Genomic DNA, 26930 nt, shown 5'->3' on the forward strand with positions numbered 1-26930 from the left:
CGGACCGGCGGGACGCGGCGCACTATTCGGAGGGGGGCGCCGCGTCCCGTCCCACGTCGCGGAGGAACTCCGCCCAGGCGGCGGGGGTGAAGGAGAGGGCGGGGCCGTCCGGGTCCTTGCTGTCCCGGACGTGCACGCGCTGCGGGGTGGTGGCGACCTCGACGCAGTTGCCTCCCTGGTCGTCGCTGTAGCTGGACGTGAACCACACCAGCCGGGTTCTCATAGGGCCTCCGCCACCTCGCCGATGAACCGCGCCGACTCCTCGACACCGAGGGCCTGCATGCGGATGATTCCATGACGTTGCGCCAGCCGGCTCACCTTCATCGATTCGCTGTAGAGGGCGCTGGTCTCCTGCGCCTCCACGTAGGCGAGATGTTCGTGCTCCTCCGTCTCCAGGAGCACCAGCGAGCCACTGAGCGCCGGATACGCCACGCGGTCGGCTGGCAGCACCTGAACGGAGACGTTGCGCAGTAGGCCCACGGCGAGCAGGGCCTCCAACTGCCGTCTCATCACCTCCGGGCCTCCGACGCCCGTCCTCAGGGCCGCCTCGTAGAGCACGAACCCGAACAACGCCGTGGGTTTCCGCCGCAGCTTCTCCTGCCGCTCCAACCGCGCCGCGACTCGTTCCGAGATCGTCGCGTCGTCGAGCGGCGGGCAACTGTTGCCCATCAGCGCTCGGGCATACGCCTCGGTCTGCAGCAACCCCGGGACGAGCAACGGCTCGTACCCGTACAGCGCGATCGCCTCGGCTTCCGCCTGCATGAACTCACGTGTGCGCTCGGGGAACCTCTCCGGTTTCAGGAACTCCTGCGCCGCCGTGAGCTTGCCTCCCGCCCCGCACAGCTGGTCCGCGACCTGGAGCAGACGGGAACTGGGCCGGCGGCGGCCCTGCTCCATGGACTTCACCGTCTCGTAGCCGTACGCCGCCTCGCGGGCCAACTGCTCGCGTGTGACGCCCGCTTGCTCACGCCAGAGCTTGACCTGGTTGCCGCAGTACCGCCACGCCATCGGCGGCCGGGTCGCCTCGCCGTTCATCCGCACCCACCCCCGCACTCTCCGTGTCCACAAGACTACGGAAGGGCACCGTCAGCCGCGTCCGAAGCTGTGGAAGCGGCCCACGACGGTGAAGCCGCGGCGGCCGTACCAGAGCCGGGGCCAGTCGTCCGCGTCGGCGACCAGGAAGCGGGTGGCGCAGCCGGCGTCGACGGCCTGGCGCAGCGCCGTGGACAGGACGGCGTCCGCGTAGCCGTGCCCGAGGTGGGCCTCGGCGGTGATGAGGTCCTCGACCTGGGCGGTGCCCGACGCACGGTCCATGTAGAGGTCCGCCCAGGACGCGACGTCGCCCTCGGGTGTTCGCGCCCCGATGAAACGGACGACGTCCGCGCCGCGGTGACGGATCTCGCGGCGGTCGACGAGCTGGCGGACGACGTCCTCACCCGCCTCCGGGAGGAAGCCGCGCCAGCGCCGGGCGAGGGGTTCGCGGAAGGCGTCGAGGTCCACTTCCTCCGCGCGACCGCCGTCCGGGACCGGGCCGGTGTGCAGCATGACGAGCTCGGCGGAGTGGTGGTAGCCGGCGCGGATCAGGGGCCCGGCGCAGGCGGTGCCCGTCGTGTCGTCCAGGACGGTGATCGCGCGGTGCTTCAGGTGGCCCAGCGCCTCGTCGGCGAGGACGGGCAGCGCCTCGGGGTCGACGTCGCCGTCCACGACCACGTGGTTGTTGCCGTGCGAGTGCGCGTAGGCGTCGTCGAGGACGGCGAAGCCGCCGGGGAGCTCGACGGTGCGCGCGGCCTGGCGGCGGGCGAAGGCGACGACGAAGGCACGGATCTGCGGCATTTGCGGTCCAGGCATGGGGGCAGCCTAGGCCGGACCGCTAGGGTCACGCGTCATGGCCGTACAACTCTTCGACGCGGACAAGGCTTTCGTGGACCGGATGGTCGCGCTGGCGGACCTGCCATGGAGCCGCCGGGCGGTCGAGGACGCGTTCGTGGCCAACGGCTGGGAGGTCGTGGAGGACGAGGAGGAGGGGCCCGACATCGGCTGGTGGGAGATCCAGTTCCTCCCCGGGGGCGAGGAAGACGTCGACGAGTGGTGGCTGGAGCTCGGCGATCCTCCCGGCTGCGTGGACGACGGCTCCCGCGACGCCGTGTGCGCCCACACCGGGTGCCGTGCGGGCAGCTACGTCCTGCACCCCTTCGCGTTCTTCGCCGACCCCGAGGACCCGGCCGAGTGGGACGACGAGTTCGGGCCCTGGCACAGCCGCCCGGACGTACGGGGCGAGGCGACGGCGGCGGACTACGACGCCGAGTACCTGCGGGTGGCGGCGCTGCTGCGCGAGCGCCTCGGGGAGCCGGAAGCCGCGGGCCCCTGGCCGTACCCGGACATCGACGCCACCCGGCACGTCCGCTGGGCGCGGGGCGGCGCGTACGTGATCCTGCTCGACGGGAGCGACGCCATGTCGTACGGCGCCTACCGCCGCGCCGGCGTCGCCGTCCGGCCGCAGCGATAGGGGACGGCGGTGGCCGTAACAATGACGCGCATGGACATCGAACTGGACCCGCCGAACGGCATTACCGGATTTCCGCTGGGCATGCCGGCGGCGGATGTCAAGGAAGCGGCCGCCGGACTCGGAAGAATCCAGGTGCAGGACGAGGACGCTCCGAGCGTCTTCCGCCCCATGAAGGTGCTGGCCGTCCATCCGCAGTTCGAGATCACCTTCACTCTCAGGGACGGCAAGGCCCTCACCTCCGCGGAGGTGTGGATCCCGCGGCCGGGCCCCGAGGAGGTGAACGTCACCTTCCGGGGCCTCGACGTCTTCCGCACCCCGGCCCGGCAATTGCTCGAACGGCTCGAAGGCATGGGACTCACGCTGGACGAGCGGCTCTACGCTTTCGTACCCGGGCTGTCCCTGGGGTTCACGCGGGTTGCCGGGCACGAAGTCCCTCTCGACACGGACGGCGAACCGCTTTACTTCCGGGCCGTCCTCACGGGGCCCGCGGATTACTACGACTACAAACTCGCCGACGGCTAGAGGGGCCTGCGGCCCGTTCCGGTAATGGGCCGGTCGGCGCGAGTCCGCACACATGCCGCGCGCGCGGGCTCGCCGGGTCAGGCGCTGCGCGACTGCGCCTGCCGGCGCAGGAACTCCGCGACGTCCGGGCGCCGGGAGTACGGCTGGAGGGTCTGCGCGGCAGAGGCGAGCATGCCCCGCACGCGCGGGGACTGGACGCCGCCCAGGAGGTCGAGGACGCGGATGCCCGCGTCGGTGGCCTCGTCGACCCGGCGGGCCGAGGCGAGGTTGTTGGCGAGTTCCGCGGTGTACAGCGCGGCGTTGCGCGTGAAGTGCGGGGCCTGCAGGCCGACCGCGCGCCGCGCGTGCTCGGCGGCACGGTGGTGGTCGCCGAGGGCGGACCAGGACTGGGCCTCCAGGCCGGAGAGTTCGGCCTCGCCGTAGAAGGTCATCCACTCCGGGTCCGCGGCGCAGGGACCTCGGCCGAAGAGGGTGTGGGCGCGGGCGAGAGCGCGTTCGCAGCCGGGGCGGTCGCCGAGGCCGGCCCAGCCGCCCGCCTCGCGGAGGGCGAGCAGCGAGAGCAGGCGGGGCGAGCCGAGGTGGCGGGCGGCCTGCTGGGCGGCCTGGGCGGCGCGGACCGCCTCGCGGGAGCGGCCGGCGTCGCGGGCGAGGAAGGAGGCGTTGCAGAAGGCGTGCGCCTCCAGGGCGCGGTCGCCGGCCATGCGGGCGGTGGCGAGTGCCTCGCCGTAGAAGGAGCGCGCGTCGGCCAGGCGCCCGGAGTCGTGGGCCAGCCAGCCGACGGAGATGGCCAGTTCACCGGCACCGCCCATCAGGTCCTCGGCGACGGCCTGGCTGTAGGTGCCCTCGTCGAGGAGGCGGTACGCGGCGCCGAGGGAGTGGCCGGCCTGGCGGTAGAGCGCGCCGGCGCCGTGCCGGTCGTCGTGCAGGCGGATCTCGCGGACGGCCGCGCGGACGGCCCGGGCCTGGGGTCTGCCGACCTTGTGCACCGTCTCCGCCACGGCGGCGGGCCCCAGCACGAGGGTGGTGGCGATGGCGGCCGGGCCGCCGGTCATGAACGCGCGACGCAGCACGTCGCTCTCCTCGTCGGTCTCGGTCTCGTACGGGCTCGGCCGCGGGGCCGGCCGGGGGGCCGCGGCCGCCGGGATCCGCCGGCCGCGGACCAGTTCACGCGGTTCGAAGCCCATGTCGGCGAGGTCGCGCCCGGGGAACATGTGCCGGAAGACCCGCTCGTAGGCGTAGTTGGGGCAGCGGATCTCACCCGACTCGACGCGGCCGATGTAGCGCGCGTCGCAGCTGACCTGCTCGCCGATGTCCCGCCCCGCGCGGCGCACGGCGGCGGCGAACTCACCGGGGGACCGGTCTCCGCGCAGGCGCCGGAAGGCTGTGTTGGGGGTGGAAGGTGACGAGTCCATCGCCGGGCTCCCGTTGGACGGTCGGTGCGGTGCCGGGTGGCGGCGCGACGACCGTACTCGCTGAGAGGGTCCGCGTACCGGGGGTTTGGCTACAAAAGGGATATCTCACCCTCCATTCGCCATGAAACGCCACCCCTGACGGCGTCAGGGAGGCGTAGCTGTTGACGTCCGCGCGCGTTGGACACGGTGCAATCCATCGTGCGACCCACCGTCCGACCCCAAGGAGGATTCGCCTTGTTGGACGAGCCATGGGACCTGGTCACCGTCCCCTCCCGGCAGGGACTGGAGGCCGTGGACATCCTGCGCCTGCGGACCGGCCTCGGGCCCGTGCTGCACGACAGCTCGGGTGACAGCCTCGGCTTCCTGGTGCCGCCCGGCACGGCCGACGGCTGGGACCTGCCGGGCAGCGCCTGCACGCAGACCGCGGGCGGCGGCTTCACCGTCCCCGGCGAGCTGCGGGAGCCGCCGGTGGCGGGCACCGGCTGGCTCGTGCCGCCGCGCAACGACACCGCCGTGACGGACCCGGCGGTGCTGCGTGACGCCCTCGGCGAGGCGGCCCGGATGATCGAGCTGGCCGACCGGCTCTGAGCCGGCCCTGCGCCCGCCGCCCATACTGGGTGGCATGGCACCGCGCAGGACGAGGACGACGAAGGCACCCGAAGGCATACGCGAGCAGGTCGGCGGAGGCCTCGCCGAGCTCGTGCCGGACCGGGACCGGCCACGGGGCTGGTCGCTGCTGATCGACGGGGCACCGCAGTCGCACGTCGACCTCGACGACCCGGAGCACCTGGACTTCTCCTACCAGCGCAGGCTCGGCCACGTCGTCGACCTCGCCGCCCCGCCCGGCCGCCCGTTGCGCGTGCTGCACCTCGGCGGCGGCGCGCTGACCCTGGCCCGCTACACCGCGGCGACCCGGCCGCGCTCGACGCAGCAGGTGGTGGAGCTGGACACCGCGCTGGTCGAGCTGGTGCGGCGGGAGCTGCCCTGGGACCGCACCTGGCGCATCAAGGTGCGCGGCGGCGACGCCCGCGAGGGCCTGGGCAAGGTCCCGGAGGCCTGGGCGGACCTGGTGATCACGGACGTCTTCGGCGGGGCCCGCACCCCCGCCCACCTGACCAGCACGGAGTTCCTCGCGCAGGTGCGGCACGCGCTGGCGCCCGGCGGGCTCTACGCCGCCAATGTGGCGGACGGCGGACGGCTGGAGTTCCTGCGGGCGCAGATCGCGACGGTGCGGGCGTGCTTCCGGCACGCGTGCCTGGCGGCGGATCCCGCCGTGCTGCGGGGACGGCGCTTCGGCAACGTGATCCTGGTGGCCGCGGACGGCGAGCTGCCCGTCGCGGAGTTCACCCGGCGCGTGGCCTCCGACCCGCACCCGGGGCGGGTGGAGCACGGCAGGGACCTGGAGGCCTTCGCGGGCGGCGCGGCTGCGGTCACGGACGCCACGGCGGCGGCCTCCCCCGTCCCCCCGGAGTCGGTGTTCCGCTAACCGCCCGTGTTCTGCGCCTTGTAGGTGTCGACCGTGGGCGGGTGCCCGTTCCAGGTGCAGAAGAGCGAGGAGGTCGTGGTGGCCGAGACGAAGTCGACCCGGATCCACTCAGGCTGCTTCCGGACCTTCATCTCCCAGCCGGAGTCGGGCGTCGCCGAGACCAGGGTCGCGGAGGTCTCGCCGAGGTCGAGCACAACGCGTCCGCCCTCGACCGTGTAACCGTGCACGTTGCCGGTGTCGGCGGAGGAGGTCCTGGCGGGCGTGGCCGAACCGCGCGGGCGGGCGGGGGCGGTGGAGGGGCTGGTGCGGGGCGTGACCCGGGGTCCGGCGGCCCGGTCCGAGGCGGCGCCGTCCGGGGACCGCGTGGGGGCGGGGACCTTCTCCGCGACCGGCTCGGAGATCGGCAGGGCCCGGGGCGGGTCGTAGGCCGTGCCCGCCAGCACGTGGTGGACGCCGAACCACGACAGCGCGACGGCGGCGCTCGTGGCGAGCGTCCACGCTCCGGCGTGCGCCAGCCCTTTTCGCATCCGCCCATGGTGCCGGACGCACCCCTGGAACGGAGCCGGGGGTTGCGCTTCCCGTCCTGACGTGCTCGCGCCCACCGGCATCCCCCTGATGGGCTAGGTTGCGGGCCATGGCAAGTGTGCTCGTGGTCGAGGACGACCAGTTCGTGCGCTCCGCCCTCATCCGGCACCTCACCGAGGCCGCGCACACCGTACGGAGCGTGGGCACCGCCCTGGAGGCGTTGCGGGAGGTCGCGCAGGTCGGTTTCGACGTGGTGATCCTGGACCTCGGCCTGCCGGACCTGGACGGGGCCGAGGCGCTGAAGATGCTGCGCGGCATCACGGACGTGCCGGTCATCATCGCGACGGCGCGGGACGACGAGTCGGAGATCGTGCGGCTGCTCAACGCGGGCGCCGACGACTACCTCATCAAGCCGTTCTCGGTCGAGCACCTGTCGGCCCGCATGACGGCGGTGCTGCGCCGCTCCCGCACCCACGAGGCGGACCGGGTGCTGCGGGTGGGCGGGCTGCAGATCGACGTCCTGCGCCGCCAGGCCGTCCTGGACGGGGCCCCATTGGACCTGACCCGCCGTGAGTTCGACCTGCTGTCCTTCCTGGCGTCCCGGCCGGGCGTGGTGGTGGCGCGGCGCGAGCTGCTGTCCGAGGTGTGGCAGCAGTCGTACGGCGACGACCAGACCATCGACGTCCATCTGTCGTGGCTGCGCCGCAAGTTGGGCGAGACGGCGGCCCGGCCGCGCTACCTGCACACGCTGCGCGGGGTGGGAGTGAAGCTGGAGCCACCGCGATGAGGTGGGCGCTGGTCAAGGTCTGCGTCGCGGTGACGGCCATGGTCGTCGTCGCCTTCGCGGTGCCGCTGGCGCTCACCGTCAAGGAGATGGCCCGTGACCGGGCGATCGGCAATGCCGAACGGCAGGCCGCGGCGATAGGCCCGGCGCTGGCGATCACCACCGACCGCATCCAGCTGGAGCGGGCGGTGGCCTCCACCCAGGCGGGCGCCGACGGGCGGATCGCGGTGCGGGTGCCGGCGACCGAGGGCACGGCCGGGGTGCGGATCGGCGACCCGCACGCGCCGGACGCCGACCTGGAACGCGCCTCGGAGCTGGGCCGGGCCTCCACCGTCCCGGTGGCCGGGGGCTACGCCCTGCTGCAGCCGACCGCGGTCAGCTCGGGGTCGGTGGCGGTGGTCGAGGTGTTCGTGCCGGACGGCGAGGTCAGCCGCGGGGTCACCGCCGCCTGGGCGGTGCTGGCGCTGGTCGGCGTTGCCCTGATCGTCGGTGCGGTGGCCGTGGCGGACCGGCTGGGCACCCGCATGGTGCGCCCCGCCAAGCGCCTCGCGGAGGCCGCGCACGGCCTGGGCCGCGGGGACCTGACCGTACGCGTCCCGGAGGACGGCCCGGCCGAACTGCGCTCCGCCGCCGTGGCGTTCAACGCGATGGCGGACCAGGTGGTGCAACTGCTCGCCAACGAGCGGGAGCTGGCCGCCGACCTGTCGCACCGGCTGCGCACCCCGCTGACGGTGCTGCGGCTCAACGCCGCCTCGCTCGGCGACGGTCCGGCCGGGGAGCAGACCCGGCACGCGGTGGCCCAGCTGGAGCGCGAGGTGGACCAGATCATCCGCACCGCGCGGGCCCAGCAGACGCAGACCCAGCCGGTCGCGGTGGGCTGCGACGCGGCCGAGGTGATCCGGGAGCGGATGGCCTTCTGGTCGGCGCTCGCCGAGGACCAGGGGCGCGAGGTGAGCACCGCCGGCGTCGAACACCCCGTGCGGGTACCGGTGTTCCGGACCGATCTGGTGGCGTCGCTGGACGCGATGCTCGGCAACGTCTTCCGGCACACCCCGGAGGGCACGGCCTTCGCGGTGGACGTGCACAGCAGCCAGGAGGCGGTGATCGTGCTGGTCTCCGACGCCGGCCCGGGCATCTCCGACCCGGCGGCCGCGATGCGGCGCGGCCAGGGCGCGGGCGGGGACGGTTCGACGGGCCTGGGGCTCGACATCGTACGGCGCCTCGCGGAATCGACCGGGGGCGACGTACGCCTGGGCGCCTCGGTGCTGGGAGACGCGGAGATCCGGGTGTGGATCGCGCTGCGTCCGCTCGCGACGGGCGGCAAGCGCAACCACCGGGTGGTGCGCCGCAGGCGGCTGAGGCGCCCCGCCGCGACCACGGAGGCCTGAACCGCGGCGGGCTCCGGTGGGCCACTCCGGTGGGCCACCGCCGCTCGGGACCCGGCCGGGGCTCCGGCCGGATCCCGCGACCGGCGGGTCAACCCCAGTAGACGTCGCAGTAGTCGTAATAGACGTAAGAGGCGTCGGAACTCTCACCACCGCCGTCCCACCCTGGGGGTCGCCGTCCTCCGGGAGGTGACCGGGGACGCGGGCGCCCGCTCCAAGGCCTTCGCGGCCCACGGCGGCTGAGGCCGCGCACGCGACCATTTCCGCCCCCCACACGGGCGCCCCGGCCGGCAGTTCAGCACCCCGCCCCGGCCGGGGCGTTCCCATGTGCGCGGGCTATGCGCGGATCAGGCCGTCCAGCAGCGCGGACAGCCCGGCCTCGTACTGCGCCTGGCCCGACTGCTGGGCCGCGACGAGTTCGGGGGCCAGGCCCACGAGCGAGGGATAGCTGTCCGGCGGCAGGTCGGCGAGCCGGCTGCGGATCTTCTCGCGCAGCCCGGCCTCGGCCTCCTCGCACTCCGCGCGCTTGCGGCGCACCACCCACAGGGCGGCGCCGACCGTGTACTGCATCAGCGCCACTTGGGCGCGCACGGCGGCGGACGGGTCCAGTCCCGCGGTGGTCAGCATGCAGAGCATGCGGTCGATGACGGCGATGGGCTCGTCTCCGCGCAGCGGGCGGCTCGTGAGCAACTGGAGCGCGGACGGATGCTCGCTGAAAAGCCGATACATGCCGACACAGAGTTCAATAAGCTGCCCGCGCGGCGGGCCGGTGCCCGAGGGCAGCTCGATCTCGCCGAGCAGTCGCTCGTTGACCGCGTCGATGATCTCGTCCTTGCCCTTGAAGTGGGAGTAGACGGCCATGGTGCCGACGCCGAGCTCCTGGGCGAGCGCGCGCATGGTGAAGGCCTCGGGCCCGTGGCGGTCGAGGAGCGCTACGGCGGCGTCGAGGATGCGGTCCGGGTTCAGGGTGTTACGGGGGACGCGGCGCCGTGGGGAGCGGGCCGGCGGAGTGACAGTCATGAGGGATGTGTGTCCGGTCGGGGGGAATCGTGGGTGAGCGGTCGGGAGGTTGAGCGGTTTCCTTGATTCTCCCGCGTTCCGGGGCAACCCGGGGAGGTGGCGGGGCGTCTTTTCGCACGCCTTCCCGAGCACGGTTGTTTGAATCCAGGACGAATCGGGGGTGAAGGGAATAGGCGGGGGCGGTGCCCAGGTTGCTTAGCGTACGTCGTACGGTAATCCGATGTGACTCTCAAAGGGAGAGATGGGGGGAGAACGGCCGGATGACCATGAGCATGACCGCCCCGCGGGCGTCCGCCTACCGGGGCGGGCTCCGCTGGTGGACCGAGCTGCCGCTGATCGCGGTGGTCTACGGCCTCTACACCGCGGGCCGCCTCCTCGTACGCGGCGACGTGGGCCGGGCAGTCGACCACGGCATCGCCGTACTCCACCTGGAAAGCGCGCTGAGCATCGACCCGGAGCGCTGGCTCAACTCCCTCTTCAGCCGCTACCGGGCGCTCGGCGTTCCCGCCGACTTCTGGTACGCCTCACTCCACTACCTGGTCACCCCGCTGGTGCTGGTCTGGCTGTGGCGCCGGCGGCCGACCGTCTACCGCCTCGCCCGCACCTGGCTGCTGGTGTCCACCCTGATCGGGCTGATCGGCTTCACGCTCATGCCCACCGCCCCGCCGCGGCTGCTGGCCGCCGGACACGGCTTCGTCGACACCATGGCGCAGTACGGCTCGTACGGCTGGTGGGGCGCGGAGGCGAGCGCGCCGCGCGGGCTGGGCGCGATGACCAACCAGTACGCCGCCATGCCGAGCCTGCACGTCGGCTGGTCGCTGTGGTGCGGCATCATGCTCTGGCGCCACGGGCGCACGCCCTTCGTGCGCGCCCTGGGCGTCCTCTACCCCCTCGGCACGACCCTGGTGGTCATGGGCACCGCCAACCACTACCTGCTGGACGCCCTGGCCGGCGTCGCCGTGATGGGCGTCGGACTCCTTCTGGCGCGCCCCGCGCTGCGTGTGGTGGACCTCACACGGGACGCCGCGCGCACCCGGTTCGCGGCACCGCGGCACGCCTCCTCCACGGTCGTCGCGACCTCCCGCGACGTCGCCCCGGCGGACGTGGGGATCCTGCCGGCGCCTGCGGTCGAACCGCGGCGCTGACACCGGGTCCTGGGCCGCGGACCGGCGGCGTCCGTATTGTGGCCCACGTTGTCGGTGGGTGGTGCGAGACTTGCGCGGGTGAGCACTACGCACGATCTGCGAGAGCGGCTGGCCGCGCTGCGTGGCCCGACGACCGTGCCGCGCCCCATGGACGCGCGCGCCCTGGCGGCGCTCGCCGCGAACCCCGGGTGCCGGCGCCGGGCGCTGATGGACGCCGCGGGGGTGGACAAGGCGGCGGTGGCCCGCGTGCTGGGCAACCCCGCGCCCTTCGGGCAGTCCCAGTTCGCTTTCGTACGGGGCCATGCCTTCGAGGCACGGGTGAAGGCCGAGGGGTGCGCCGAACTGCTGCGCCTGCTGGGCGCGCCCGAGAGCACGGAGGCCGCGCTGCCCGACCTGTCCGCACCGGGCCCCGAGGGCCGGGTGGCCCGTACCCGCCTCGCGCTCAAGGAGGCGACGGCGGCGGGCCGGTGGACGCTGCTCGACCACCCCCTGCTGGTGCTCGAGGTCGCGGACTCCCCCGTCTACCTCGAACCGGACGCCATCGCCGTGCGGCCGGACGGCTCGTGGACGGTGGTGGAGGTCAAGTCCTTCCCGATCCTCGACGGTTCCGCGGACGCGGTGAAGGTCGGCGCCGCCGCCCGGCAGGCCGCGGTGTACGTCCTGGCGCTGGAGCGGCTGGGGTTCGGCACCCCGCAGCACCGGGTGCTGCTGGTGTGCCCCAAGGACTTCTCCAACCTGCCCGCCGCGGAGTTCGTCGACGTCCGCAAGCAACTGTCGGTCACCCGGCGGCAGCTGACCCGGCTGACGCGGATCGAGGAGATCGCCGCTTCCCTGCCCGAGGGCACGACCTTCGACCTGCGGCTCGCCGACGACGGACGGACGGCGACCCGCCCCGCCGCAGAGCTCTCCGACGCGGTCGACCAGCTTCCCGCGGCGTACGCGCCCGAGTGCCTGGCCAGTTGCGAGCTGTCCTTCCACTGCCGCGAACAGGCCCGGGCCTGCGGCGCGGTGGAGGTCCTCGGCCGCGGCGTGCGCGGTGAACTGGGCGCGCTGACCGAGGTGGAGCAGGTGCTGGCGGCCGCGCTGGGCACCGAGGGCGATCCCGACGACCCCGCGGTCGCCGCGCTGCGGCGGGCGCACGCCCTGCGGGCGGAGGCGCTGGGATGTCGCTGATCTCCGTGCTGGCCCGGGCGGAGGCCATGGCGACCGGCCGGGCGACCCCGCTCGCGACGGTGCGCCACCGCCATCTGTCGGACCGGCCGCTGGTCCTCGTCCCGCTGACCACCGCGGGCGAGGTGGGCGCCCCGCTGGGCGCCCTGGTCGGCACGGACCGGGACGAGCCCCGGCTGCTGGCGGTGCCGCAGCCGCGCGACCGCGATCTGCGCTTCGCCTTCCTGGCCGAGCTGGCACAGGTGGTGCTGCCCTATCTGGAGTCCTACGCGGACGACACGGAGACCGAGCCGGCGACCCGCAACCGGGAGGAGTCGGAGGTCTGCGCGGACGCGCCCCAGATCGTGGTCGCGAACACCCCCGCCATGGAGTACGTGCGTCTGCTCGGGCGCTCCACCCGTTTCCGCCGCACCGCCGAGGACGACCCCGACGAGCCGCATCCGGTGCCCGCCCGGGTGCCCCTGCTCGGCCGCTGGCTCACCCACTACGGGGAACGCGCGCGCACCCCGGGCTCCGCGCTGCTGCTGTCCGCGACCGAACTGCTCTCCCGGCACTGGGCGACCGGCCAGAGCAACCTCGAGGACCAGCACCTGGGCGCCCTGCTGGCCTGGATCGAGCCTCCGGAGGGCATGGCGGGCATCGAGGCCGCCCGCCGGGCGGAGTCCCACCGGGGCCCGGACGGCCTGCTGGTGTTCCCGCCGGCCGGCCCCGCGACCGACCCCGTCTTCGACAACACGGTGCTCGCCCCGGCCACCGCCCGCCACGACGCCGGGATCACCGGGGCCGGGGAGGAGATCGCCCGCCTGCTGGCCGGCCAGATGCGCCCGACCTGGGACGCGGTGTGGCGCTCGATGGACCTGCTGCGCGAGCTGCCCGAGGGCTCCCACGTCGCGGACCGCTGGAAGCGGGACCGCTGGTCGTACACCTCCCACCGCGACCGGGTGCGCGCCGGGGAGCCGCCGCAGCCCCGCCGCGACGACGCCGTGTCGGCGGCCCAGAAGCTCGCCGGCCGGGAGACCGCGCAGGTGCGGCTGGAGGCCCAGGAGGCACTGGACGACCCGCTGGTGATGGCCGGGCGGCGGCTGGCCGGGGAGGCCTTCGCCGGCCGGGTCGACCGGGTGGAGATGGCCATGAGCGAGGGCAAGGTGCCCAAGCCGCGTCCGCTGGTGACGGTCCTCACACAGGACCGGCCGCATCTGGACGAGGACGCGAAGCTCTACCGCGCGCTGCCGGACGGCCGTACCCAGCAGGCCCGGTTCGTGGAATGGGCCGGCTCCGGGGCGCTGCTCCTGCGGGTGGTCAACGGCATGGGCCGCGGCAAGGTCCCCGATCCCGGCACGGTGCCGGAGGAAGGGGACGAGGTCTGCTGGACCTTGTTCGAGCACGCGCCGCGCGGCGGCGCCGGGCTGCCGGAGCCGGAGGACACCCCCTGGACCCACGGCGGGCCCCCGGTCGCCGCCGCGGCGGCGACCGCCACCGCGGACACACCCGCGGCCGCCGTCGCCCTCGCCGAGAGCCCCGACCCCGCGACCACGGAGGACTATCTGTGAGCCCGGTGAGCGACGCCGCCCGCGCGGCCGGCACCGCGACCGAGCGGATCCTGCACGACACCCTGCACGGGACGCACCGCGGCGTCGTCGTGGACTCCCCGCCCGGCGCGGGCAAGTCGACGCTGGTGGTGCGCGCCGCGCAGGAGCTGGTCGCGGCCGGCGAGTCCCTGATGGTGGTCGCCCAGACCAACGCTCAGGTGGACGACCTGGTGGACCGGCTGGCGACCGCCGACCCCGGGCTGCCGATCGGCCGGCTGCACGGCAGCGACTCGCTGCCGGACCCGGTGCTCGACCGTCACGAGGCGGTGCTGAAGTCGGCCAAGGCGGCCGACCTCGCCGGGGCCAAGGTGGTGATCGCGACCGCCGCGAAGTGGGCCTTCGTCAAGGACGTGGAGCCCTGGCGGCACGCCATCGTCGACGAGGCGTACCAGATGCGCTCGGACGCGCTGCTGCAGGTGGCCGGGTTGTTCGAGCGGGCGCTGTTCGTCGGCGACCCCGGCCAGCTGGACCCGTTCAGCGTGGTCGGCGCCGAGCAGTGGGCGGGGCTGAGCTACGACCCGTCGGCGAGCGCGGTGGTCACCCTGCTGGCCCACAACCCGGGGCTGCCGCAGCACCGGTTGCCGGTGTCCTGGCGGCTGCCCGCCTCCGCCGCACCGCTGGTCTCGGACGCCTTCTACCCCTACACCCCGTTCCGCAGCGGCACCGGCCACGGGGACCGGCGGCTGTCCTTCGGCGTGCCGGGTGACGGCTCGGGCCTGGACCGGGTGGTCGACGAGGCCGCCGCCTCGGGCTGGGGGCTGCTGGAGCTGCCCGCCCGGCGCACCCCGCGGACCGACCCCGAGGCGGTGCGCGCGATCGCGCTGGTCGTCCGGCGGCTGCTGGACCGCAAAGGCGTCGCCGTCTCCGAACGGGGCACCGCCCCGGTGGGCCCGGACCGGATCGCGGTGGGCACGGCCCACCGCGACCAGGCGGCGGCGGTGCGCGCGGCGCTGGCCGACCTGGGGGTGACAGGAGTCACCGTCGACACCGCCAACCGGCTGCAGGGCCGGGAGTTCGACGTCACCGTGGTGCTGCACCCGCTGTCGGGGCGCCCCGACGCCACCGCGTTCCATCTGGAGACCGGACGCCTGTGCGTGCTGGCCTCCCGTCACCGGCACGCCTGCATCATGGTGTGCCGGGCGGGGGTCTCGGAGTTGCTCGACGAGCACCCCTCGACGGAGCCGGTGCAGCTGGGCGTGACGGTGAAGTTCCCGGACGGCTGGGAGGCCAACCACGCCGTGCTGGCGCACCTGTCCGAGCACCGCGTGACCTGGCGGCCGTAGCGCGCCCGCCGTCCGCCCGGGGCACTCTTGCGCGGGGCGGGACAATGGAAGGCGCCGACGATCCTGGAGGTACGTTCATGTCCGAGCCGCAGTCGGCTCACAGCGCGGCGGGAAAGCAGCCCGCCCCTCGCCTGAAACCCGCCCAGCTGCTGTTCGAGCCCGCCGCCCTGGCCGAGGACGAGGAGCACTTCTTCGACCTGGAGTCCATCGAGGACCCCCGTGAGCTCCTGGGCCGCGCGTCGGAGCTCACCCTCGCCTTCCGCGCGGCCGCGGACCGGGCGACGGAGTTCCAGGCCATGGCCGCCGCCCAGCTGGCCGACCCCAAGCGTTTCGACCGGCTGACCCCCGCCGCCATCGGTGAGCAGGCGGGCTGGTCGGAGGACTACGCCAAGCGGATGATCGAGTTCGGCGAGGGCCTGATGCGGGGCGGGGACGCGGCGCTGTCCTGACGGCGCACCTGGCATATGCGTTCGGGGCAAGGTACCCGACACATGGCGGGCGTGTCCGGCCTTCGGGCGATGTCGTGTAGCGAAACGTTCACTCACGGTAGTTGTATGGGTCATGAGTGATTGGCAGTGGCACACATGGCCGGGGGGCGTGCCGGAGTCCGCCTCCCACCCATATCCGTACGCGCAGTACCCCACCCCCGACGGGGCCGACTGGCTCGCCTCCGCCAGCGCCTTCCCGCGCAGCGTGCGCGCCCTGTGGTCCGCGCGGCCCACGGCGCCCAGCGTGCTGCCGTGCGGGACGGCCTTCGACGCGGTGAACCTCCCGGCCCTGTTCGGACGCCGGGTCCTGGAGCACCTGTGGTCCGCGGGTCCGGGCTCCGGACCGGCCGCCACACTGCGCGGCCGGCTGCTGCTGCTCGCCGAGCCGGGCACCGCCGGACGCCTCCCCTCGCTGCTGACCTGGGAGGAGTGGGGGCCGGCGGTGCCACCGGTGCTGTGCCACGGCGCCGGGGACTCGGTGGCGCTGCCCCCGCCGTACAGCGAGACCGGCCACGGCCGCTCGCGCTGGCTGGTGGCCCCCGACACCCGCCGTCCCTGGCTCCCCGGGGCCGACGTCCTGCTGTGGGCCTGCGTCCGCGCGGCCCGCGCGGAGGCCGGTTGATTATCGATTTTCACCCGCCCGCAAGCGGATGCTAATGTCTACGACGTCAGCGAGCGCCGCTAGCTCAACTGGCAGAGCAGCTGACTCTTAATCAGCGGGTTCGGGGTTCGAGTCCCTGGCGGCGCACTCACGGCAAGGCCGTTGACCTGGGCGCTCTCCCATCGGGAGGGCGCCTTTCGTCATGTCCGGCCACCTCTTCGGCCGCCGGCCGCGCATCCCGAACGCCGGCCCCTAGGGGTGCCCTAGGGGCCGTCCCACAGCGGGCGCGAGGTGGTGATCCGCACGGTCCAGCCCTCGTCGTCCGGGTCGCGGCCGAGGACCTCGACGGTGAGGCCGCGGGCGCGGTCGGTGAAGCGTCCCCCGGAGGAGAAAGGGGCGTCGTTGAGGGCGTTGAAGGTGGCGCTGCTGTACTCGCAGGCGGTCGTGCGCGGGTGGGCGTCCTCGACGGTGACGGGCCCGCGCCCCGAGTCGACGTCGGTGCGCACCTGGTAGACCAGCACCCCCTCGCGGCAGGCCTCGCTGTCGTTGCCGCGGGCGGCGCGCGCCTCGACCACGTACGCCCGGGTCCGGCCGAGGGGGATGACAGCCGCCTTGCGGCCGCCGGGCACCTCGACCGGCGTGAGGTGCACCGAGCGGGCGCCCGGGTCGCGGACGCAGACGACCTGCCAGTCGTCGAGCCAGCCCAGCCGCCACTTGTGCCAGGCGAAGAGGTCGCCCTGCAGCCCCCAGTCCAGGGACATGCTGTCCCACTGGCCGGCCAGGGTGTCGGTGTGCCCGAAGTCCTCGACGGAGTACAGGTCGGGCAGCCCGAAGGCGTGGCCGTTCTCGTGGCTGAGCACCCGCGCGCCCGACTGGTCGTGGCCGTAGACCAGCGAGACCCGGTCCAGGCCCGTGCCGTCGTCGGTGGTGACGGCCGAGGCACCGGTCCAGGTCACCGAGAGGACGGCCTGTTCGGCGGGCGGCCCGGCGTTGGGCGTCACCAGGACGTTGACCAGGTCGTACCCGGAGAAGTCGATCTGCCGGTCGGCGACGCGCAGCAGGTCCCGCATCATGGCCGTGTGCGTGCGCCAGCCGTAACCGCGCCCTATTCCGTACGAGTGGAAGGGCTTCGGCATGCGGATGTAGCGCAGCACCGGCGTGGAGACGTAGCGCAGCTTCCCGTACGAGGCCCGGTAGAACCAGTGCCGCACGGCGGGGAAGAACTCGCTGTAGCGCTCGGCGGCGCTGTACGGGGCGTGCTTGTCGGGGAAGTCGACGAGCAGGGTGAGGGCCCGCACCTCGCCGGTGGCGCGGGCGAACTGGCGGCCGTCCGCGCCGCCGAACCCCTCGGACATCGTGACGCCCGGCGCGGCGCGCAGCGCACAGGGGCGGTCGGCCGGCGGGGCCGCGGCGGGCACGCCCTCGGTGACGGCGGTGCTGCCGGCCGCGAGCAGGAGCGTCGCCACGACCGCGAGTGCCCGGGGACCGCGCATCGCCTCAGCCCTGGGTGACCTGGACGGTCCAGGACCCGTCGGAGTGGCGGTCGGCGACGTGGACGCGCGCCGACCGGCCGAGGGCGTACGTCTCCCCCGTCCGCAGCGGCGCGTCGGCCAGCGGCGGGTACACCGAGGACTCCCGGCAGCCGTCGCTGGCGGGGTGGGCGTCGACGACGTCCACGGGGCCGTCGCCTGACGACACGTCGGCCCGGACGCGGTACATCAGCACGCCCTGGCTGCAGGTGAGGCGGTCGTTGCCGAGGGCGGCGCGGGCCTCGATGGCGACGGCGCCCTCCAGGCCCGCGGGCAGCACCAGCAGTTTGGTGCCGCCGGGCTGCTCCACAGGGCTCAGGCGGAAGGTGTGCGTGCCCCCCTCGGTGACGCAGCGGACCTGCGACTGCCGGAGCCAGCCCAGTTTCCACTTGTGCCAGGCGAAGAAGTCCGGGGACAGCCCGAACTGACTGCCCATGAGGTCCCAGTCGCCGACGTGGGTGTCCCAGTCGGCGTTGCTGCCCGCGGGCGGCCGGTAGTAGAGGTCGGGCAGGTCGAAGGCGTGCCCGGTCTCGTGGGCCAGCACGTTGATGTCCGGCGGGTGGCCCTCGAAGACGGTGACGAAGCGGTGCAGGTCCGCGCCGTCGACCTGGACCGGCCGGCCCAGGTTGACCACCTTGGTGGCGTCCGGGTCGACGCCCGGCGCGTCGGGGTCGGCGACCAGGTAGACGACCCCGTACCGGGAGAAGTCCACCTGCCCGTCGGCCGCCACCACGGCGTCGCGCAGGTAGCGGGCGCGCAGGGCGGGGCTCCAGTCACGGCCGATGCCGTACGCGGTGGACGGCGCGGGCATGCGCAGCCAGTGCGGCAGCAGGCGCGGCCGCAGCCGGAAGGTGCCGTACGAGGCCCGCGCGAAGAAGTCGGCGGTGGCCGGGAAGTGATCGGCCGCCAGTTCGCCCGGGCTGATAGTGGGGGCGGCGTCGGGGAACGCCAGGAACACCATCAGCGCGTCAACGTCGCCACGGGCCCTCGGGTAGGCGGCGTTCCAGGCGCTGACGCCCTCGGAGTGGTGGGCCCGGGTCCGCGACAGGGCGCACAGCGAGGAGTCCGAGCCCCCCGCCGCGGGGCCGGTGACCAGCGTCCACGCCACGACGGCCGCGAAGACGCTGACGGCGGCGACGACCGCCCGGAGCCCACCGTGGGCATGCCCGCGGACGCTCCGGCGGAATCGCCGATGCGCACGTATGGGTAGCCCTGACAGCGGCACGTGGACCTCCCGTACGGGGTCGGGACACCCACATCACGCTGCTACGGTTTGCTACGTTTTGCCCTGTTGTGCTGCGCCGCCCGGGTTACGGTCCGATCACTACAGTGCGTAATGAGTGACTGAAATCGATCAATGGAATTCAGTGGCTCATCACAAATGATCAAGATCGTCTGCCACGTGCCGAGAATCACCACGACGGCGGTGGCCGCGCCAATTCCCCAACGTCTATGATCGGCACATTTCCAGCATGAACGCCGCCTCTTGGCGGTCATTCGATTCCTCCACGACCATGTGTGCGAGACGACAGATATGCGGGAGCCAGCGGTGGGCGGACCCTCGGGAGGCCCGGACCTCGAACCCGAGGCGACGGCCACGACGGTCACTCAGCGTCATGCTTCGGCCCCGGAACGGTCAGCCCCGGAACGGTCAGCCCGGGAACGGTCGGCCCCGGAGGTGCGCGACTACCGTGCCGCCTTCAACGTGGCGCGGCTGCCGATGGCGCTGGTCGACTCCGACGGCCGGGTGCGCGAGGCCAATCCGGCGTTCGGCGAGCTGCTCGGCGCGGACCCGGTGCTGCTCGCCACCCGCACCGCGGCCGAGCTGGTCGGCTTCACCGGCGCCGGCGGCGAGGCGACCCCGCTCGGGGAGAGCCCGGAGTACGCCGAGTACGAGGACGTGCTGACCGGGCGGCGCGGGGAGTTGCGCCGTACCAGACCCGTGTGCGGACCGGACGGGCGCACGGTCTGGGCCGAGGTCGTCGTGGTGCCCGTCCCCGGCGGAGCGCTGATGTCCGTGGAGGACCTGGGCGAGACCCGGGAACTGCGGGAGCAGCTGCGCCACTTGCGGATGCACGACCCGGTCACCCGGCTCCCCAACCGGCAGTTGTTCTTCGAGCGCCTCGCCACCGCGCTGCAGGGCGCCGACAGCCGCACCGGCCGGATCGGCCTGTGCTATCTCGACCTCGACGGCTTCAAGGCCATCAACGACACCCTCGGCCACCGGGTCGGCGACCGGCTGCTCGAAGCCGTCGCCGGACGGCTGTCGGACTGCGCGGCCCGCCTCGCGCGGAGCGGGACCCTCGTCGCCCGGCTGGGCGGGGACGAGTTCGCCGTCCTCGTCGAGGACTCCACCGGCACCGGGCAGGCCACCGGCCTCGCCGATTCCGTACTGACGGCGCTGCAACTGCCGTTCGACCTCGCCGGGCAGCGCCTGGCGGTCTCGGCGAGCATCGGCGTCGTCGAGCGCGAGGCCGCGGGGGCCACCGCCACGGGCATCATGCAGGCCGCCGACACCACGCTGTACTGGGCCAAGGCCGACGGCAAGGCCCGCTGGACGCTCTTCGACCCCGAGCGCAACGCCCACCGGATGACCAAGCAGGCGCTGTCCAGCACCCTGCGGCAGGCCGTGGAGCGCGGGGAGTTCGCGCTGGAGTACCAGCCGCTGGTCGAGCTGGGCAGCGGCAGCCTGCGCGGGGTCGAGGCGCTGGTGCGCTGGCAGCACCCGCACTTCGGGCTGCTCGGGCCGAACCGGTTCATCCCGCTGGCGGAGGAGAACGGCTCCATCGTCCAGCTCGGCCGCTGGGTGCTCGCCGAGTCGTGCCGCCAGGCCCGGCAGTGGCAGAAGGACTGGCCGGACGACCCGATCTTCGTCAGCGTCAACGTCGCCGTGCGCCAGGTCTGGGACTCCGACCTGGTCGCCGACGTCGCGGAGATCCTCGACGACACCGGGCTGCCGGCCGGGCTGCTGCAACTGGAACTCACCGAGTCGGCGGTGATGGGCTCGGCCGGCCGGCCGCTGCAGGCGCTGCACGCCCTGCAGGAGATGGGTGTGCGCATCGCCATCGACGACTTCGGCACCGGCTACTCGAACCTGGCCTACCTCAGCCGGCTGCCGGTCTCCGCGCTCAAGCTCGACGGCAGCTTCGTGCACGGCTTCCGCGACGGCCTGCACCCCAACCCGGCCGACGAGACGATCGTCGAGGCGCTGGTGCAGCTCGCCCACCGGCTCGGGCTGACCGTGACCGCCGAATGCGTGGAGAACGCCGAGCAGGCGGAGCGGCTGCGCCGGATCGGCTGCGACACCGGGCAGGGGTGGCTCTACTCGCGTCCCGTGCCGCCCGAGGACATCGCCGCGCTGCGCGGCGACGGGCCGGGCCGGGGACCGGCACCCGGCGAAGAACCCGGGGAATAGCCGGAGCCGCTGCCCGGTTTCTCGTTGCCGTAGGCAAGGAACCGGCCGCAGGAGGCGACACAGGCACGTGGACACGAACGACCCGGTACGAGGCACCACCCTCGGCAGCGCACCCGTCCCGCTCTCCGTCCTCGACCTGGCGGGCGTCGGCAGCGGCCTGACCGCGAGGGACGCCCTCGTCGCCGGGGTCGCACTGGCCCGGCTCGCCGAGGCCCGCGGCTATCACCGCTACTGGGTCGCCGAGCACCACTCGATGCCCGGGGTCGCGTCCTCCTCCCCCGCCGTGATCCTCGCCCACCTCGCCGCCCACACCGAGCGCATACGCCTCGGCTCCGGCGGGGTCATGCTGCCCAACCACGCGCCACTGGTCATCGCCGAGCAGTTCGGGACCCTGGAGGCCCTGGCACCGGGCCGGATCGACCTCGGCCTCGGCCGTGCCCCCGGCACCGACGGCGCCACCGCCGCCGCGCTGCGCCGCACCGACCGGCTGAACGAGGGCGCCGACGAGTTCCCGCAGCAGTTGTCCGAGCTGATCCGCTTCCTGGACGACGACTTCCCCGACGGCCACCCCTACGCCCGCATCCACGCCATCCCCGGTCCCGTGCAGGGCACCGTGCCGGGCGGCGTGCAGTCGTCCGCGCGCCCGCCGATCTGGCTGCTCGGCTCCAGCACCTTCAGCGCCCGGCTGGCCGCGGTCCTGGGCCTGCCCTTCGCGTTCGCCCACCACTTCTCCGCGGCGAACACCGAACCGGCGCTGGAGATGTACCGCAGGTCCTTCCGGCCCTCCGAGGTGCTGGACGAGCCGTACGCGCTGATCGGCGTCGCCGCACTGGCGGCGGAGGAGGAGAAGGACGCCCGCCGGCAGGTGCTCAGCGGCGCCCTGGCCATGCTGCGGCTGCGCACGGGACGCCCGGGCCTGGTGCCCTCCCCGGAGGAGGCGGAGGCGTACGAGTTCGGCCCGGCCGAGCGGGACTTCGTCGACGCGTGGCTCGGCAACGTGGTGCACGGCACGCCGGACGCGGTCCGCGAGGGCCTGGACGCGCTGGTGCGCCGTACGGGCGCCCAGGAGCTGATGATCACGGCCAACGCCCACACGCCTTCCGCGCGGCTGCGTTCCTACGAGCTGATCGCCGACGCGTACGGCCTGCCCGGCGGCGCCTGACCGTCTCGCGTGCGGCGGCCGGTGCGGGACACCGGCCGCCGGTGCGACCGGGCGGCGCGGGGATCAGCCGTCCTGGTAGCCCGCCACGAGGACGATCCTCCGCCATCCGGACCGGCGGGTGCCGTGGGCGGCGGCGGACACCGGTCGCCCGTCAGACGTCCACCGCCACGTACGTGATCTCCAGGTACTCGTCGATCCCCACGGATCCGCCCTCGCGCCCGGTCCCGGACTGCTTGACCCCGCCGAAGGGCGCCGCCGGCGTGGAGACCACGCCCTTGTTGAGGCCGAGCATGCCCGTCTCCAGCTCCTCGGCGTAGCGGATCCCGCGCCGCAGGCTCTCCGTGAAGACGTAGCCGACCAGGCCGAACTCGGTGTCGTTGGCCAGCCGGAGGGCCTCGTCGTCGTCCTCGAAGGTGACGACCGGCGCGACCGGGCCGAAGATCTCCTCGCGGAGCATCGCCGCGTCCGTCGGCACGTCGGCCAGTACGGTCGGCGGGTAGAAGTACCCGGGGCGGTCCGAGAGCGGGGCGCCGCCGGTGACCGCGCGGGCCCCGGCCGAGACGGCGTCCCGCACCAGGCGGTCCACCTTGTCCAGGCCAGCGCCGTCGATGAGCGGGCCGACCTGGGTGCCGGGCTCGGTGCCGCGGCCGACGACCATGGAGCCCAGCTTCTCGGCGAGCCGCCCGGTGAAGGCCTCCGCCAGCTCGCGGTGGACGTAGATCCGGTTGGCGGCGGTGCAGGCCTCGCCGATGTTGCGCATCTTGGCGACGGCCGCGCCCTCCACGGCCTTCTCCAGGTCGGCGTCCCGGCACACGATGAGCGGGGCGTTGCCGCCCAGCTCCATGGAGGTCCGCAGCACCTGCCGCGCGCTGAGTTCGATGAGCTTGCGGCCGACTCCCGTGGAGCCGGTGAAGGAGAGCTTGCGCAGCCGCGGGTCGTCGGTCAAAGGGTCGCTGATCTCCGCGGGGCGTGCGGTGGTGAGGACGTTGAGGACGCCGTCCGGCAGCCCTGCCTGCCCGAGGATCTCGGCGAGGGCGAGCATCGACAGCGGCGTCTGGTGGGCCGGCTTGACGATCATGGTGCAGCCCGCGGCGACGGCGGGGCCGATCTTGCGCGTGCCCATCGCCATGGGGAAGTTCCACGGCGTGATCAGCAGCGCCGGGCCCACGGGCCGGCGCATCACCCAGATCCGGCCGTTGCCGTCGGGCGCGGTGCGCCAGCCGCCCTCGATCCGCACCGCCTCCTCGGAGAACCAGCGGAAGAACTCGGCGGCGTACAGGACCTCGCTGCGGGACTCGGCGACCGGCTTGCCCATCTCCAGCGTCATCAGCAGGGCGAGTTCCTGCTGCCGCTCCACGATGAGCTCGAAGGCCCGGCGCAGGATCTCGCCGCGCTCACGCGGCGCCGTGGCCGCCCATCCGTCCTGCGCCGCGGCCGCGGCGTCCATCGCGGCCCTGGCGTCCTCGGCCCCGGCGTCCGGCACGGCACACAGCGGCCGCGCGGTCGACGGGTCCTCCACCTCGTACTCGCGCCCGTCGCTCGCCGGCCGCCAGCGGCCGCCGACGAGCAGTGCCTTCGGCACCCGCTCCACGACCAGCTGCTCGCGCTTGCCGTTCCCTTCGGTGCTGTCGCTCATGGCAGCTCCCTGCCTCCCGCGGACGTTCCGGACATCGGGTACCCCACCAGATTCGCATGAATGCCCCCCGTACGCCGGGGTAGGCGCGGCCCTCGTGCGGTCACCGCGCCGCGCGGAAGCGAACTACCGGAGGTCTGGTTCATGTCGGAGCGCAGTTCACTGTCCCGCAGGGGTTTCCTCTCCCGTACCGCGGCCGTCGGCGGTCTCGCGGCGGTCCCGGGGCTGCTGGCGGCGTGCAGCCGTACGCAGGCCGGCACCGGTGCGCCCACCGGCGACGGGGATCTGCTGGCCAGGCTGAGGAAGCAGGGGTACGTCCGGGTCGGCTTCGCGGGCGAGGCACCCTACGGGTACCGGGACGGCAACGACCTGGCCGGCGAGGCGCCCACCCTCCACCGGGAGATCTTCAAGGCGCTCGGCGTGCCGGAACTGCGGCCCACGCTCACCGACTTCGGCGCGCTCATACCGGGCCTGACGGCCGACCGCTTCGACGTGGTCAGCGCCGGGATGGCGATCACCCCCGACCGCTGCCGGAAGGTGATCTTCTCGGAGCCCGAGTTCGTCTCGCCGACCGCCCTGATGGTCCGCGAGGGCAACCCCAAGGGCCTGAGCGACCTGGTGTCCTGCGCCCGCGAGAAGGCCACCGTCGGCGTGCTGAGCGCGGCGGTCGAGGCGGGCTACGCGGACGCCGCCGGGGTGCCGCTGACCTCGGTGAAGTCCCTGGCCAAGCAACAGGACGGGGTGGACGCGCTGCTCGCCGGCCGGATCGACGCCTTCGCGCTGACCGGGATCTCGCTGCGCTGGCTGGCCCGCACCAACGAGGGCGCCGCGGTGGAGGTGCTCGACCCCTTCCTGCCGGTGGTCGGCGGCCGCAAGCAGTACAGCCCGGGCGGCGCGGTGTTCCGGCCCGGCGCGAAGGGCCTGCGCGACGCCTTCAACAAGGAGCTGGGGAAGATCACCGCCGACCCGGGCCGCTACACCTCCCTCATCGGCAAGTACGGCTTCACCAAGGCCGAGGTCCCGCCGGCGACGCTGCGCACCGCCCAGCTGTGCCAGGCCTGAGGCGGCGCCTTGTCCTCGTATCCGTATGCCTTCCACGCCGGTGAACACCTGTCCGGCCTCACGGAGTTCACTCACTCGCTGCCGAGTGTCGGGGCGGGTCTGTGGGTCACCGTCCAGGCCACCGTCCTGGGCGCGGCGCTCGCGCTGCTGCTCGCCTTCGTCCTCGGCTTCATGGCACGCTCGCGGCGGCTGCTGGTGCGCGGGAGCTCCCGGGTGGTCGTGGAGTTCTTCCGCGGCACCTCGCTGTACGTCCAGATGTTCTGGCTCTTCTTCGCGCTGCCGATCCTCGGCTTCAAGCTCGTGCCGCTCGCCTGCGCCGTGGTCGCCTTCGGGCTCAACTACGGGGCGTACGGCTCGGAGGTCGTCCGCGGCGCCCTGGACGCCGTGCCCCGCGGGCAGCGGGAGGCCGCGGTGGCGCTCAGCATGACGCCGTGGCAGCGGATGCGCCTGGTGGTCCTGCCGCAGGCCTGGCCGCAGATGATCCCGCCCTTCAACAACCTGCTGATCCAGCTGCTGAAGTGCACCCCGCTGATGTCGCTGATCACCATCTCGGACGTCACCTTCCAGATGGACCAGCTCCGTTCGACCACCGGTGACACCGCGACGGCGTACCTGCTGCTGCTGGTGATCTACTTCGCCCTCGCGTACGCGCTCACGCTGGCCATGAACGGCCTGGAGTCCGTGGCCAAAGCGCGGCTCGGACAGCCGGCGGGAGGTCGGGCCTGATGTGGAGCTGGGAGACGGCCCGCGAGGGCCTGCCGCTGATCCTGCACGGCTTCGGGATCACCCTGCTGGCCACGGTGTTCGGTTCGCTGCTCGCCATCGTGCTGGGCCTGGGCATCGCGGTGCTGCGGCGCGCGGCCGGCCGCTGGGTGACGCTGCCGCTGCGGGCGGCCGTGGAGTTCGTGCGCTCGACGCCGGTGATGATCCAGCTGTTCGCGGTGTGGGTGCTGGTCCCGGGGCTGGACCCGCTCGTGATCGGGACAACCGTGCTGGGCGTGCACTACGCGACGTACACCTCGGAGGTGTACCGGTCGGGCATCGAGGCGGTGCCGAAGGGGCAGTGGGAGGCGGCCGTCGCACTGTCCCTGCCGCCCGTGCGCACGTGGTTCGCCGTGGTGCTGCCGCAGGCGGTGCGGAAGATCGTGCCCGCCCTCGGCAACTACGTGATCTCGATGTTCAAGGAGACGCCGTTCCTGTCGGTCATCACCGTCAACGAGATGGTGCACGAGGCGAACCGCTTCGGCAGTGACCACTTCGCCTACCTGGAGGCGTTCACCCTCGCCGCCCTGGTCTTCCTGGTCGCGAGCTGCCCCACCTCGATCCTCATGCGGAAGCTGGAGAAGCGCCTTGCTCACTGACGAGTCCCCCGCCCCCACCGAGTCCGGCGCCGCGGCGCCGGCCGTCCGCTTCGACCAGGTGGTCAAGCGGTACGGCGACAACACCGTGCTCGACCACCTCGACCTGGAGGTCGGCCGCGGCGAGCGCGTCACCCTGATCGGCCCGAGCGGTTCGGGCAAGACGACCATCCTGCGGCTGCTGATGACCCTGGAGCGGGTCACCGAGGGCGTCGTCCATGTGGACGGGGAGCCCTTCTCGCACATGCCGGGCCGCGGCGGCCGGCTCGTGCCGGCCGACGAGCGGCACCTGCGCGCCAGACGTCGGCGGATCGGCATGGTGTTCCAGCACTTCAACCTCTTCCCGAACATGAAGGTGCTGGACAACATCACCGAGGCCCCGGTGCACGTCCTCGGCATGGACCGCGACGAGGCCGCCGAGCGCGCCCGCGGGCTGCTGGAACTGGTGGGACTCGCCGACAAGCAGGACGCCCACCCCACCCGGCTCTCCGGTGGCCAGCAGCAGCGGGTGGCCATCGCCCGGGCGCTCGCGATGCGGCCCGACATCCTGCTGCTGGACGAGGTCACGTCGGCGCTCGACCCCGAACTGGTGGCCGGCGTACTGGACGTGCTGAGGGACATCGCCCGCGGCACGGACATCACCCTGCTGTGCGTCACCCACGAGATGGGGTTCGCCCGGGACGTCTCGGACCGCGTACTGATGTTCGACGGCGGACGGGTCGTCGAGTCCGGCCCGCCGGAGCGGATTTTCGGCTCTCCGGAGCACGGCAGGACCCGGGAATTCCTCGGTGCGGTGCTCTGACGAAAAATTGGTCCGTGCCCTTGGCATATGCCAGAGTGGCGCGTTCCTGCGTA

At 73.4% G+C, this 26930-nt stretch carries 27 protein-coding genes and 1 tRNA gene; 19 read left to right on the forward strand and 9 right to left on the reverse strand.

All coding sequences use genetic code 11. The features are described 5' to 3' along the window. Positions 1-22 precede the first annotated feature (22 nt). From B085_RS0138680 to B085_RS0138690, 3 genes are read right to left on the reverse strand one after another with little or no spacing between them, the layout of a single operon-like run. On the reverse strand, positions 23-223 hold the full coding sequence (locus B085_RS0138680) for a DUF397 domain-containing protein (RefSeq protein WP_018563965.1): 201 nt from the start codon (positions 221-223) through the stop codon (positions 23-25). Further along, entirely contained in the window at positions 220-1035 is an 816-nt protein-coding gene (locus B085_RS0138685; protein ID WP_018563966.1) for a helix-turn-helix domain-containing protein, read from the reverse strand. Before B085_RS0138685 ends, B085_RS0138680 begins: the two co-directional genes overlap by 4 nt. 51 nt (positions 1036-1086) lie before the next feature. Beyond that, the gene (locus B085_RS0138690; RefSeq protein ID WP_026251883.1) at positions 1087-1848 is read right to left on the reverse strand and encodes a GNAT family N-acetyltransferase; all 762 of its coding nucleotides are present in this window, start codon (positions 1846-1848) and stop codon (positions 1087-1089) included. Positions 1849-1885: 37 nt separating this feature from the next. Between B085_RS0138690 and B085_RS0138695 the strand changes: the two genes are divergently transcribed. Both B085_RS0138695 and B085_RS0138700 read left to right on the forward strand, forming a co-directional pair. Further along, complete coding sequence (locus B085_RS0138695) at positions 1886-2506, forward strand: hypothetical protein (RefSeq protein ID WP_018563968.1); 621 nt, start codon at positions 1886-1888, stop codon at positions 2504-2506. A 30-nt stretch (positions 2507-2536) separates the two neighbouring features. Next, positions 2537-3028, forward strand: a complete 492-nt coding sequence (locus B085_RS0138700) for a hypothetical protein (RefSeq protein WP_018563969.1) — start codon at positions 2537-2539, stop codon at positions 3026-3028. A 77-nt stretch (positions 3029-3105) separates the two neighbouring features. On the opposite strand, the gene B085_RS0138705 is transcribed toward B085_RS0138700, so the two are convergent. After that, complete coding sequence (locus B085_RS0138705) at positions 3106-4440, reverse strand: hypothetical protein (RefSeq protein ID WP_018563970.1); 1335 nt, start codon at positions 4438-4440, stop codon at positions 3106-3108. 195 nt (positions 4441-4635) lie between these two features. Here B085_RS0138705 and B085_RS0138710 point away from each other — a divergent pair, with 195 nt between their 5' ends. Together B085_RS0138710 and B085_RS0138715 are read left to right on the forward strand one after the other, a co-directional pair. Further along, positions 4636-5028 (forward strand): hypothetical protein, encoded by a 393-nt coding sequence (locus B085_RS0138710; RefSeq protein ID WP_234018751.1) that lies wholly within the window; start codon positions 4636-4638, stop codon positions 5026-5028. A 34-nt stretch (positions 5029-5062) separates the two neighbouring features. Continuing rightward, positions 5063-5926 (forward strand): spermidine synthase, encoded by an 864-nt coding sequence (locus B085_RS0138715; protein WP_018563972.1) that lies wholly within the window; start codon positions 5063-5065, stop codon positions 5924-5926. Here B085_RS0138715 and B085_RS0138720 read toward each other — a convergent pair. Beyond that, a complete protein-coding gene (locus B085_RS0138720; RefSeq protein ID WP_018563973.1) occupies positions 5923-6453 on the reverse strand; it encodes a hypothetical protein in 531 nt (176 codons plus the stop codon). The genes B085_RS0138715 and B085_RS0138720 overlap by 4 nt on opposite strands. Before the next feature lie 107 nt (positions 6454-6560). On the opposite strand from B085_RS0138720, the gene B085_RS0138725 reads away from it, so the two are divergent. Continuing rightward, a complete protein-coding gene (locus B085_RS0138725; protein WP_018563974.1) occupies positions 6561-7238 on the forward strand; it encodes a response regulator transcription factor in 678 nt (225 codons plus the stop codon). After that, the gene (locus B085_RS0138730; RefSeq protein WP_018563975.1) at positions 7235-8623 is read left to right on the forward strand and encodes a sensor histidine kinase; all 1389 of its coding nucleotides are present in this window, start codon (positions 7235-7237) and stop codon (positions 8621-8623) included. Before B085_RS0138725 ends, B085_RS0138730 begins: the two co-directional genes overlap by 4 nt. A gap of 333 nt (positions 8624-8956) precedes the next feature. On the opposite strand, the gene B085_RS0138735 is transcribed toward B085_RS0138730, so the two are convergent. After that, positions 8957-9640 (reverse strand): TetR/AcrR family transcriptional regulator, encoded by a 684-nt coding sequence (locus B085_RS0138735; protein WP_018563976.1) that lies wholly within the window; start codon positions 9638-9640, stop codon positions 8957-8959. Positions 9641-9900: 260 nt separating this feature from the next. On the opposite strand from B085_RS0138735, the gene B085_RS45165 reads away from it, so the two are divergent. The 7 genes from B085_RS45165 to B085_RS0138770 all read left to right on the forward strand — a co-directional run bounded on the left by B085_RS45165 (position 9901) and on the right by B085_RS0138770 (position 16063). Continuing rightward, a complete protein-coding gene (locus tag B085_RS45165) occupies positions 9901-10785 on the forward strand; it encodes a phosphatase PAP2 family protein (RefSeq protein ID WP_018563977.1) in 885 nt (294 codons plus the stop codon). 147 nt (positions 10786-10932) lie between these two features. Beyond that, positions 10933-11958 (forward strand): hypothetical protein, encoded by a 1026-nt coding sequence (locus tag B085_RS0138745; RefSeq protein WP_018563978.1) that lies wholly within the window; start codon positions 10933-10935, stop codon positions 11956-11958. Then, positions 11949-13505 (forward strand): hypothetical protein, encoded by a 1557-nt coding sequence (locus B085_RS0138750; protein ID WP_018563979.1) that lies wholly within the window; start codon positions 11949-11951, stop codon positions 13503-13505. Before B085_RS0138745 ends, B085_RS0138750 begins: the two co-directional genes overlap by 10 nt. Next, entirely contained in the window at positions 13502-14827 is a 1326-nt protein-coding gene (locus B085_RS0138755) for an AAA family ATPase (RefSeq protein ID WP_018563980.1), read from the forward strand. The genes B085_RS0138750 and B085_RS0138755 overlap by 4 nt, the downstream gene beginning before the upstream one ends. Before the next feature lie 77 nt (positions 14828-14904). Beyond that, complete coding sequence (locus tag B085_RS0138760) at positions 14905-15276, forward strand: hypothetical protein (RefSeq protein ID WP_018563981.1); 372 nt, start codon at positions 14905-14907, stop codon at positions 15274-15276. A 112-nt stretch (positions 15277-15388) separates the two neighbouring features. Further along, positions 15389-15937 (forward strand): bifunctional DNA primase/polymerase, encoded by a 549-nt coding sequence (locus B085_RS45170; protein ID WP_051102273.1) that lies wholly within the window; start codon positions 15389-15391, stop codon positions 15935-15937. A gap of 53 nt (positions 15938-15990) precedes the next feature. Next, a tRNA-Lys gene (locus B085_RS0138770) sits at positions 15991-16063 on the forward strand. Positions 16064-16179: 116 nt separating this feature from the next. Here the strand turns inward: B085_RS0138770 and B085_RS0138775 are convergent. Next, positions 16180-17409, reverse strand: a complete 1230-nt coding sequence (locus tag B085_RS0138775; protein WP_018563983.1) for a M6 family metalloprotease domain-containing protein — start codon at positions 17407-17409, stop codon at positions 16180-16182. A gap of 4 nt (positions 17410-17413) precedes the next feature. Further along, a complete protein-coding gene (locus B085_RS0138780; protein WP_018563984.1) occupies positions 17414-18553 on the reverse strand; it encodes a M6 family metalloprotease domain-containing protein in 1140 nt (379 codons plus the stop codon). A gap of 426 nt (positions 18554-18979) precedes the next feature. On the opposite strand from B085_RS0138780, the gene B085_RS0138785 reads away from it, so the two are divergent. Next, positions 18980-20860 carry a putative bifunctional diguanylate cyclase/phosphodiesterase gene (locus tag B085_RS0138785; protein ID WP_026251887.1) on the forward strand — a complete coding sequence of 627 codons (1881 nt, stop codon included), beginning with the start codon at positions 18980-18982 and terminating at the stop codon, positions 20858-20860. A 67-nt stretch (positions 20861-20927) separates the two neighbouring features. Continuing rightward, positions 20928-22022 carry an LLM class flavin-dependent oxidoreductase gene (locus B085_RS0138790; protein ID WP_018563986.1) on the forward strand — a complete coding sequence of 365 codons (1095 nt, stop codon included), beginning with the start codon at positions 20928-20930 and terminating at the stop codon, positions 22020-22022. Positions 22023-22173: 151 nt separating this feature from the next. Here B085_RS0138790 and B085_RS0138795 read toward each other — a convergent pair whose 3' ends face one another. Continuing rightward, positions 22174-23658, reverse strand: a complete 1485-nt coding sequence (locus B085_RS0138795) for an NAD-dependent succinate-semialdehyde dehydrogenase (protein WP_018563987.1) — start codon at positions 23656-23658, stop codon at positions 22174-22176. A 141-nt stretch (positions 23659-23799) separates the two neighbouring features. Here B085_RS0138795 and ehuB point away from each other — a divergent pair, with 141 nt between their 5' ends. The 4 genes from ehuB to ehuA are packed head-to-tail and all read left to right on the forward strand — an operon-like array spanning position 23800 to position 26877. Next, positions 23800-24717 carry an ectoine/hydroxyectoine ABC transporter substrate-binding protein EhuB gene (ehuB, locus tag B085_RS0138800; protein ID WP_018563988.1) on the forward strand — a complete coding sequence of 306 codons (918 nt, stop codon included), beginning with the start codon at positions 23800-23802 and terminating at the stop codon, positions 24715-24717. A 48-nt stretch (positions 24718-24765) separates the two neighbouring features. Further along, positions 24766-25443 (forward strand): ectoine/hydroxyectoine ABC transporter permease subunit EhuC, encoded by a 678-nt coding sequence (gene ehuC, locus B085_RS0138805; RefSeq protein ID WP_026251888.1) that lies wholly within the window; start codon positions 24766-24768, stop codon positions 25441-25443. Further along, positions 25443-26078, forward strand: a complete 636-nt coding sequence (gene ehuD / locus B085_RS0138810; protein ID WP_018563990.1) for an ectoine/hydroxyectoine ABC transporter permease subunit EhuD — start codon at positions 25443-25445, stop codon at positions 26076-26078. The genes ehuC and ehuD overlap by 1 nt, the downstream gene beginning before the upstream one ends. Next, positions 26068-26877: an ectoine/hydroxyectoine ABC transporter ATP-binding protein EhuA gene (ehuA, locus tag B085_RS0138815; protein WP_018563991.1), complete on the forward strand. Its 810-nt coding sequence runs from the start codon at positions 26068-26070 to the stop codon at positions 26875-26877. The genes ehuD and ehuA overlap by 11 nt, the downstream gene beginning before the upstream one ends. Positions 26878-26930: the final 53 nt, after the last annotated feature.

The organism is Streptomyces sp. BoleA5 (genome assembly GCF_000373665.1).
Lineage (GTDB): Bacteria > Actinomycetota > Actinomycetes > Streptomycetales > Streptomycetaceae > Actinacidiphila.

Coding starts and splice junctions, on each gene's coding strand:
- B085_RS0138680 (WP_018563965.1), bottom strand. CDS start 223: ATGAGAACCCGGCTGGTGTGGTTCACGTCCAGCTACAGCGACGACCAG.
- B085_RS0138685 (WP_018563966.1), bottom strand. CDS start 1,035: ATGAACGGCGAGGCGACCCGGCCGCCGATGGCGTGGCGGTACTGCGGC.
- B085_RS0138690 (WP_026251883.1), bottom strand. CDS start 1,848: ATGCCTGGACCGCAAATGCCGCAGATCCGTGCCTTCGTCGTCGCCTTC.
- B085_RS0138695 (WP_018563968.1), top strand. CDS start 1,886: ATGGCCGTACAACTCTTCGACGCGGACAAGGCTTTCGTGGACCGGATG.
- B085_RS0138700 (WP_018563969.1), top strand. CDS start 2,537: ATGGACATCGAACTGGACCCGCCGAACGGCATTACCGGATTTCCGCTG.
- B085_RS0138705 (WP_018563970.1), bottom strand. CDS start 4,440: ATGGACTCGTCACCTTCCACCCCCAACACAGCCTTCCGGCGCCTGCGC.
- B085_RS0138715 (WP_018563972.1), top strand. CDS start 5,063: ATGGCACCGCGCAGGACGAGGACGACGAAGGCACCCGAAGGCATACGC.
- B085_RS0138720 (WP_018563973.1), bottom strand. CDS start 6,453: ATGCGAAAAGGGCTGGCGCACGCCGGAGCGTGGACGCTCGCCACGAGC.
- B085_RS0138725 (WP_018563974.1), top strand. CDS start 6,561: ATGGCAAGTGTGCTCGTGGTCGAGGACGACCAGTTCGTGCGCTCCGCC.
- B085_RS0138730 (WP_018563975.1), top strand. CDS start 7,235: ATGAGGTGGGCGCTGGTCAAGGTCTGCGTCGCGGTGACGGCCATGGTC.
- B085_RS0138735 (WP_018563976.1), bottom strand. CDS start 9,640: ATGACTGTCACTCCGCCGGCCCGCTCCCCACGGCGCCGCGTCCCCCGT.
- B085_RS45165 (WP_018563977.1), top strand. CDS start 9,901: ATGACCATGAGCATGACCGCCCCGCGGGCGTCCGCCTACCGGGGCGGG.
- B085_RS0138745 (WP_018563978.1), top strand. CDS start 10,933: ATGGACGCGCGCGCCCTGGCGGCGCTCGCCGCGAACCCCGGGTGCCGG.
- B085_RS0138750 (WP_018563979.1), top strand. CDS start 11,949: ATGTCGCTGATCTCCGTGCTGGCCCGGGCGGAGGCCATGGCGACCGGC.
- B085_RS0138760 (WP_018563981.1), top strand. CDS start 14,905: ATGTCCGAGCCGCAGTCGGCTCACAGCGCGGCGGGAAAGCAGCCCGCC.
- B085_RS45170 (WP_051102273.1), top strand. CDS start 15,389: ATGAGTGATTGGCAGTGGCACACATGGCCGGGGGGCGTGCCGGAGTCC.
- B085_RS0138775 (WP_018563983.1), bottom strand. CDS start 17,409: ATGCGCGGTCCCCGGGCACTCGCGGTCGTGGCGACGCTCCTGCTCGCG.
- B085_RS0138785 (WP_026251887.1), top strand. CDS start 18,980: ATGCGGGAGCCAGCGGTGGGCGGACCCTCGGGAGGCCCGGACCTCGAA.
- B085_RS0138795 (WP_018563987.1), bottom strand. CDS start 23,658: ATGAGCGACAGCACCGAAGGGAACGGCAAGCGCGAGCAGCTGGTCGTG.
- ehuB (WP_018563988.1), top strand. CDS start 23,800: ATGTCGGAGCGCAGTTCACTGTCCCGCAGGGGTTTCCTCTCCCGTACC.
- ehuD (WP_018563990.1), top strand. CDS start 25,443: ATGTGGAGCTGGGAGACGGCCCGCGAGGGCCTGCCGCTGATCCTGCAC.